A 7,677-nucleotide genomic window follows, 5' to 3' on the forward strand; every position below is an offset into this window, starting at 1 on the left:
TCTCCGAGCGCCGGGTCTTCCCCGCCGTCGACGTGAACCCGTCCGGCACCCGCAAGGACGAGCTGCTGCTCTCGCCCGACGAGTTCGGCATCGTGCACAAGCTGCGCCGCGTGCTCTCGGGCCTGGATTCCCATCAGGCCATCGACTTGCTGATGTCGCAGCTGCGCAAGACCAAGACCAACTACGAATTCCTGGTCCAGGTGTCCAAGACGACGCCCGGCAACATGGACAACGATTAGCCTCAACTAGCCTGTTGAGCCGTGGCAGACACGCTGCAGCAGCTGCTTCGTGAGCGTTCGGATCAGGACACGCCGGCGCTCAAATATGGGGCCCGGGTGTGGACTTGGCGCGAACACCTGTCCGACGCCGGCGCCACCGCCGCGGCCCTGATTCGCGCCGCCGATCCCGACCGCCCGCTGCACGTCGGCGCATTACTGGGCAACACTCCCGAAATGCTGACCGCCATGGCGTCGGCGGCGCTCGGCGGATACGTGCTGTGCGGGATCAACAACACGCGCCGCGGTGCCGCCCTGGCCCGCGACATTGCCAAGGCCGACTGCCAGATCCTGCTCACCGACCCGGCGCATCGAGAGTTGCTTGAGGGTGTCGATCTGCCCGGGGTGCAGGTGTTCGACGTGACGAGCGAGTCATGGTCCGCCCTGCTGGCCGACGCTGGAGCGCTGGCACCGCACCGCGAGGTCACGGCCACGGACACGTTCATGATGATCTTCACCTCCGGGACCAGCGGCGAACCGAAGGCGGTGCAGATACCCCATCTGACCGTGCTGTTTGCCGGGCCGGCGCTGATCGCACGGTTCGGGATCGATGCCTCCGACGTCTGCTATCTGTCCATGCCGCTGTTTCACTCCAATGCGCTGCTGGCGGGGTGGAGCGTGGCGGTGGCAGCGGGCGCGACGATGGTCCCCGCGACCTTTTCGGCGTCCGGGCTGCTCCCGGACCTGCGCAGGTACGGCGCCACATACATGAACTACGTCGGCAAGCCGCTCGCGTACGTGCTGGCCACTCCCGAGCGCTCCGATGACCACCACAACCCGCTGCGGGTCGCGTTCGGCAACGAGGCCAACGAGCGTGATATCGCCGAATTCAGCCGCCGCTTCGATTGCCGGGTGGAGGACGGGTTCGGCGCCACCGAAGGTGCGATCATCATCACCCGGCAAGACGGCTGCCCGCCCGGGTCGCTCGGCAAAGGCTTTCCAGGTGTCGCCATCTACAACCCGGACACGCTCACCGAATGTCCCCCGGCCACTTTCGGCGCCGACGGGGCCCTGACCAACGCCGGCGAAGCGATCGGGGAGATCGTCAACACGACCGGCTCCGGCATGTTCTCCGGCTACTACAACGACCCGGATGCCACCAATGCACGACTTCGCGACGGCATGTACTGGTCGGGGGACCTCGCCTACCGGGACGCCGACGGGTGGATCTATTTCGCCGGCCGCGGCGGTGACTGGATGCGTGTCGACGGAGAGAACATGACCGCGGCGCCGATTGAGCGGATCCTGCAGCGGTTGACGCCGATCAGCAACGTCGCGGTGTACGCGGTACCCGACGAACACGTCGGCGACCAGGTTATGGCGGCGATCGTACTGCAGGACAACGCCGATTTGACGCCCGAGGAGTTCGGCCGATTTCTGGCCGACCAGCCCGATCTGTCACCCAAAGCGTGGCCCCGCCGCGTCTGGCTGACCGAGAGCCTGCCCGCCACCGCGACCAACAAAATCCTCAAGCGAGAGCTATCCGCTCGCGGCGCAGCCCCCGACGGCGGTGTGCTGTGGACACGCAGTGGGAAAAGCGCGTCTTACAGCGTCGTGTAGCGTCACGGCCTGGCCCCGACACTGCAACCACGCACATGACACACCGGGACGGGTGTGCGCCGGGAATGCAGGGCCGCATCTCGGTGTTTGGGCCTACGTAGGTTGACCTGGCATAATCGACGGTCGACCACCCTCAGAGCCAGTCCAGGTTCTCGGGGTTCATGCCCAGTGCGGCAAGCGATCGAAGAGGACATCATGAAAGCTGACATTCATCCCGCCTACGAGGAGACCACCGTGCACTGCGGGTGCGGGAACACATTCCAGACCCGCAGCACCAAGAAGGGTGGGAACATCGTCGTCGAGGTCTGCTCGCAGTGCCATCCCTTCTACACCGGCAAGCAGAAGATCCTGGACAGCGGTGGCCGGGTGGCCCGTTTCGAAAAGCGCTACGGCAAGCGCACCAAGAGCGAAGCGGCTTCAACCGACAAATAGCTGGCTCACCGACGCCCGAACTGTGCTCGAAACCGCGCAGGCCGGGCGTCGGTTCGTGTTTGCGGTAAGAGTTCCCGGAGGAACCAGAAGGTGCAAGGAGGTCTGACATGACGCAACCGGTACAGACCATCGACGTGTTGGTGGCCGAACACGCCGAGCTCGAGCGTGCGTTGGCAGACCCCGAGCTGCACAGCAAGCCCGACGAAGCGCGCAAGGTCGGGCGCCGGTTTGCCCGTTTGGCCCCGATCGTCGCCACCCACCGCAAACTGGTGTCCGCGCGCGACGACCTTGACACCGCGCGTGAGCTCGCCGCCGACGACGAGTCGTTCGCCGAGGAAGTCATCGAATTGGAATCCCGGGTCGCCGAACTGGACACCCAGCTCACCGACATGCTGGCACCTCGCGACCCGCACGACACCGACGACATCCTGCTTGAGGTGAAATCCGGTGAGGGAGGCGAGGAATCGGCATTGTTCGCCGCCGACCTGGCCAGGATGTACATCCGCTACGCCGAGCGACACGGCTGGAATGTGACGGTGCTGGACGAAACCACCTCGGATCTGGGCGGTTACAAGGACGCCACCCTGGCCATCGCCAGTAAAGGCGACAATGCCGACGGCGTGTGGTCACGCATGAAATTCGAGGGCGGCGTCCATCGGGTACAGCGGGTTCCGGTAACGGAATCCCAAGGCCGCGTGCACACTTCGGCGGCCGGCGTGCTGGTCTATCCGGAGCCCGAAGAGGTCGGCGAAATCCAAATCGACGAGTCCGATCTGCGCATCGACGTCTACCGCTCTTCGGGGAAGGGTGGCCAAGGTGTTAATACCACCGACTCCGCGGTGCGGATCACCCATCTGCCCACCGGGATCGTCGTCACCTGCCAAAACGAACGTTCGCAGCTGCAGAACAAGACCCGTGCGTTGCAGGTGCTGGCCGCGCGCCTGCAGGCAGTGGCCGAGGAACAAGCGCTGGCTGACGCTTCGGCGGATCGGGCCAGCCAGATCCGCACCGTAGATCGCAGCGAGCGTATTCGCACGTACAACTTCCCGGAGAACCGGATCACCGATCACCGCATCGGTTTCAAGTCGCACAATCTCGATCAGGTGCTCGACGGCGACCTGGATGCGTTGTTCGACGCGCTGGGCGCCGCCGACAAGCAGTCCCGGCTGCAACAGGCGACATGACCCAACTGTTGCGCGCGATCGACTCCGCTGCGGCCGTGCTGGCCGACGCGGGGATCGACTCCGCGCGTTACGACGCCGAGCTGTTGGCCGCTCATGTGGCAGGCACCGACCGCGGCCGGTTGCCTTTGCTGGAGCCGCCAGAGGAGTTCTTCGGCCACTACCACGACATGGTCAGCGCACGTTCGCGACGAATTCCCTTGCAACACCTCATCGGCACCGTTGCGTTCGGCCCGGTCGAGTTGCATGTCGGCCCCGGTGTGTTCATCCCCCGTCCGGAGACCGAGGCCGTGTTGGAGTGGGCCACCCTGCGGCGGCTTGGAACGCGGCCGGTCATTGTCGACCTGTGTACCGGGTCCGGCGCATTGGCGCTCGCACTGGCCCGGCACTGGCCCGAGGCCCGCGTGATCGGCGTCGACGACTCCGACACCGCCCTCCAGTACGCGCGTCGCAACGTTGCGGGCACCGCGGTAGAGCTCTTGCACGCCGATGTGGCGACACCGGGTCTGCTTCCCGAACTCGACGGACGGGTCGATCTGGTGGTGGCCAATCCGCCTTACGTTCCCGAGGATGTCCTGCTGGAACCCGAAGTGGCCCAGCATGATCCGCCGCACGCGGTGTTCGGCGGGCCGGACGGGATGGCGGTGATCTCGGCCGTCGTCGACCTCGCCGGGCGCTGGTTGCGGCCCGCTGGTCTGTTAGCCGTTGAACATGACGACAGCACATCGGCAGCCACTATCGGATTGCTTTCGGGTACAAGACTTTTCGATGACATCATGGCCCGACGGGATTTGGCCGGCCGGCCCAGGTTCGTGACGGCCCGCCGGGGGAGCGGCGCAAATGACTGACGTATTCGACTGTGCTGACCCCGACCAGCGGGCGCGTGGGATCGCCGCGGCGGTGGGGACACTCAAAGCCGGCCGACTGGTTGTGATGCCAACCGACACCGTGTACGGGATCGGCGCCGATGCGTTCGACAGTGACGCGGTGGCCGCGCTGCTGTCGGCCAAGGGACGCGGGCGCGACATGCCGGTGGGTGTGTTGGTCGGCTCCTGGCACACCATCGAAGGTCTGGTCTACGCCGTGCCGGACGGGGCTCGTGAACTGATCCGTGCATTCTGGCCCGGCGCGCTGAGTCTCGTGGTGACGCAGGCCCCGTCGTTGCAGTGGGATCTGGGCGATGCCCGCGGCACCGTGATGTTGCGAATGCCGTTGCACCCGGTCGCCATAGAGCTGTTGCGTGAGGTGGGGCCGATGGCGGTGTCGAGCGCCAACGTCTCCGGCCGCGCGCCGGCAGTCGACGCCGACGAGGCCCGTAGCCAACTCGGCGATACCGTCGAGGTCTATCTCGACGCGGGCCCGTCCGTGCAGCAGGCGGCGTCCACGATCGTCGACCTGACCGGCGAGGCACCGCGTGTGCTGCGCGCGGGACCGGTGAGCACCGAGCGGATCGCAGAGGTGCTCGGCGTGGACCCCGCGACGTTGATCGCTTAAGGCGGCGTCTCAGGTTGGTGCAGTACGTTCTCGAGGTGTCCAGCGACGTAACCACCCTTGCCGGTGGTTTGCTCGCCCTGTCTGATCGCGGCGCTGGTGTCCCGTTGCGCGAACTCGCGCTCGTTGGGCTCACGGCGGCGATCATCACCTACTTCGCGACCGGGCCGGTCCGCGTGTTGGCCACCCGATTGGGAGCAGTCGCCTACCCGCGCGAACGCGACGTGCACGTCACGCCGACCCCGCGGATGGGCGGGCTGGCGATGTTTCTGGGTGTCATCTCCGCTGTCTTTCTGGCGTCCCAGCTGCCGGCCCTGACTCGCGGGTTCGTCTATTCCACCGGCATGCCCGCCGTCTTGGTGGCGGGCGCTGTGATCATGGGAATCGGGCTGATCGACGACCGCTGGGGCCTGGACGCGCTGACGAAGTTCGCCGGCCAGATCACCGCCGCGAGCGTGCTGGTCACCATGGGCGTCGCCTGGAGCGTGCTCTACATCCCGATCGGCGGCGTCGGCACCATCGTCTTGGACCAGTCCTCTTCGATTTTGCTCACCCTTGCGCTGACCGTGTCGATCGTGAACGCGATGAACTTCGTCGACGGACTGGACGGGCTGGCAGCCGGGCTGGGGCTCATCACGGCGCTGGCGATCTGCATCTTCTCGATTGGTTTGCTCCGCGACCACGGCGGCGACGTGCTCTTCTATCCGCCCGCGGTGATCTCGGTGGTGCTCGCGGGTGCCTGTCTGGGCTTTCTGCCACACAACTTTCACCGCGCCAAGATCTTCATGGGCGATTCGGGCTCGATGCTGATCGGCTTGATGCTGGCCGCGGCTTCCACGACCGCTGCCGGCCCCATCTCGCAGAACGCGTATGGGGCCCGCGACGTGTTTGCTCTGCTGTCGCCCTTCCTGCTGGTGGTCGCGGTGATGTTCGTGCCGATGCTCGACCTTCTGCTGGCGATCGTCCGTCGCACCCGCGCGGGCCGCAGCGCATTCAGCCCCGACAAAATGCACCTGCATCACCGACTGCTGCAGATCGGTCATTCGCACCGCCGCGTGGTGCTGCTGATCTATCTGTGGGTGGGCATCGTTGCGTTCGGCGCCGCGAGCACGATTTTCTTCAACCCTCGCCACACCGCGGCGGTGATGCTGGGCGCGATTGTGGTCGCGGGCATCGCGACCGTGATCCCGTTGTTGCGCCGTCGCGACGACGACTACGACGACGACTTCGGCCAGGACTACGACAGGGAGTAGTAGGGGGCTCTACCATATGGTACGGTGCAGCTAGAACCCCGAAATAAACCTCGCGGGTCGCCGGCCACCCGGCCTATCGGATGCTAATCCGATCGCGCCGATTCACGACCGACACCAGGAGCTACCCCATGGGTGTTTCCACCGCGACGACTGCGATACGCTCTGCGGGCCACCGATCGGTCGGATGGGTGGTACAGGCTCCACCAACCCGAGATTGAGGTGCTGCTGTGACGACACCAGCGCAGGACGCGCCGTTGGTGCTTCCCGCAGTCGTTTTCCGCCCGCTTCGCCTCTTTGTCATCAGCCTTGTGTTGACTGCTGGGGCGACATTGCTCGCCGGTCTGGGCGGCCGACTCATGTTCGGGGTGTTCTTCGGTATCGGCCTGCTGTTGGGTTTGCTCAACGCCCTACTGGTGCGGCGTTCGGTCGGGGCGATCACGGCGCAAGAACATCCGCTGAAAAAGGCGATGGCGCTCAACTCGGCGTCGCGGCTGGCGATCATCACCGTCCTTGCGCTCATCATCGCGGCGGTATTCCGGCCGAATGGATTGGGCGTGGTGTTCGGTCTGGCGCTGTTCCAGGTGTTACTGGTGTTCGCGACCTCGCTGCCGGTTTTGAAGAGGCTGCGCGCGCAGGAGTCGACGACGTCTTCGGAAGGGACCGAAGGGAGTACCAGCGATGATTGAGACGATCCTGGCCGATCCCCCAAAAATCGAGGTCGGTCATCACCTTCAGAAAACCTGGCTGGGCTTGACCGTCAACGTCGACACAGTACTGTCGACGGCGATCGCCGGGGTGATCGTGATTGCGCTGGCCTTCTACTTGCGCGCCAAGGTCACTTCGACCGGTGTGCCCGGTGGAGTGCAGCTGTTCTGGGAGGCGCTCACCATCCAGATGCGCGATCAGATCGAGAGCGCCATCGGTATGCGGATCGCTGGGTTCGTGCTGCCGCTGGCGGTCACGATCTTCGTGTTCATCCTGATCTCTAACTGGCTGTCTGTCCTTCCGCTGCAATACGCGGATAAGGATGGCAGCCCTAAGGAATTACTCACGCCGGCGGCGGGGGACATCAATTACGTCCTGGCGCTGGCTCTTTTCGTGTTCTGCTCATACCACGCGGCAGGAATCTGGCGCCGTGGCATCATCGGGCACCCGGTCAAGCTGCTGAAGGGTCACGTCGCATTCCTGGCGCCGATCAACATCGTTGAAGAACTCGCCAAGCCGATCTCGTTGTCGCTCCGTCTTTTCGGCAATATCTTCGCCGGCGGCATCCTGGTGTCGCTGATCGCGCTCCTCGGGCCGTGGGTCATGTGGGGGCCCAATGCGATCTGGAAATCGTTCGATCTGTTCGTCGGGGCGATCCAGGCCTTCATCTTCTCGATTCTGACCATCTTGTACTTCAGTCAGGCTATGGAGCTGGACGAGCATCATGACTAATCCGGCCACCAATTGGCCCGGCCCACGCACCATTACAGGAGCCTGGTA

General features: G+C 65.0%; 8 protein-coding genes and 1 pseudogene. All 9 read left to right on the forward strand.

Going from position 1 to position 7,677, the window contains the following annotated elements:
• Nucleotides 1-239: pseudogene (locus VML93_RS33925) on the forward strand (transcription termination factor Rho); the annotation flags it as partial.
• A gap of 21 nt (nucleotides 240-260) precedes the next feature.
• Nucleotides 261-1,835, forward strand: a complete 1,575-nt coding sequence (fadD1, locus tag VML93_RS33930; protein WP_325617522.1) for a fatty-acid--CoA ligase FadD1 — start codon at nucleotides 261-263, stop codon at nucleotides 1,833-1,835.
• Nucleotides 1,836-2,030: 195 nt separating this feature from the next.
• Nucleotides 2,031-2,267 (forward strand): 50S ribosomal protein L31, encoded by a 237-nt coding sequence (gene rpmE, locus VML93_RS33935; RefSeq protein ID WP_325617523.1) that lies wholly within the window; start codon nucleotides 2,031-2,033, stop codon nucleotides 2,265-2,267.
• Between the two features lie 107 nt (nucleotides 2,268-2,374).
• Nucleotides 2,375-3,451, forward strand: coding sequence for a peptide chain release factor 1 (prfA, locus tag VML93_RS33940; protein ID WP_325617524.1), 1,077 nt, complete (start codon nucleotides 2,375-2,377; stop codon nucleotides 3,449-3,451).
• Nucleotides 3,448-4,296, forward strand: a complete 849-nt coding sequence (gene prmC, locus VML93_RS33945; RefSeq protein ID WP_325617525.1) for a peptide chain release factor N(5)-glutamine methyltransferase — start codon at nucleotides 3,448-3,450, stop codon at nucleotides 4,294-4,296. Before prfA ends, prmC begins: the two co-directional genes overlap by 4 nt.
• Nucleotides 4,289-4,942, forward strand: coding sequence for an L-threonylcarbamoyladenylate synthase (locus tag VML93_RS33950; protein WP_325617526.1), 654 nt, complete (start codon nucleotides 4,289-4,291; stop codon nucleotides 4,940-4,942). The genes prmC and VML93_RS33950 overlap by 8 nt, the downstream gene beginning before the upstream one ends.
• 17 nt (nucleotides 4,943-4,959) lie before the next feature.
• Entirely contained in the window at nucleotides 4,960-6,192 is a 1,233-nt protein-coding gene (gene rfe / locus VML93_RS33955) for a UDP-N-acetylglucosamine--decaprenyl-phosphate N-acetylglucosaminephosphotransferase (protein ID WP_325617527.1), read from the forward strand.
• 227 nt (nucleotides 6,193-6,419) lie between these two features.
• The gene (locus VML93_RS33960; protein WP_414686520.1) at nucleotides 6,420-6,878 is read left to right on the forward strand and encodes an ATP synthase subunit I; all 459 of its coding nucleotides are present in this window, start codon (nucleotides 6,420-6,422) and stop codon (nucleotides 6,876-6,878) included.
• On the forward strand, nucleotides 6,871-7,629 hold the full coding sequence (gene atpB, locus VML93_RS33965; protein WP_325617528.1) for a F0F1 ATP synthase subunit A: 759 nt from the start codon (nucleotides 6,871-6,873) through the stop codon (nucleotides 7,627-7,629). Before VML93_RS33960 ends, atpB begins: the two co-directional genes overlap by 8 nt.
• Nucleotides 7,630-7,677 lie beyond the last annotated feature (48 nt).

Origin of the sequence: Mycobacterium sp. (assembly GCF_035499775.1) — a bacterium.
Classification (GTDB): domain Bacteria; phylum Actinomycetota; class Actinomycetes; order Mycobacteriales; family Mycobacteriaceae; genus Mycobacterium.

Coding starts and splice junctions, on each gene's coding strand:
- rpmE (WP_325617523.1), top strand. CDS start 2,031: ATGAAAGCTGACATTCATCCCGCCTACGAGGAGACCACCGTGCACTGC.
- prmC (WP_325617525.1), top strand. CDS start 3,448: ATGACCCAACTGTTGCGCGCGATCGACTCCGCTGCGGCCGTGCTGGCC.
- prfA (WP_325617524.1), top strand. CDS start 2,375: ATGACGCAACCGGTACAGACCATCGACGTGTTGGTGGCCGAACACGCC.
- VML93_RS33950 (WP_325617526.1), top strand. CDS start 4,289: ATGACTGACGTATTCGACTGTGCTGACCCCGACCAGCGGGCGCGTGGG.
- atpB (WP_325617528.1), top strand. CDS start 6,871: ATGATTGAGACGATCCTGGCCGATCCCCCAAAAATCGAGGTCGGTCAT.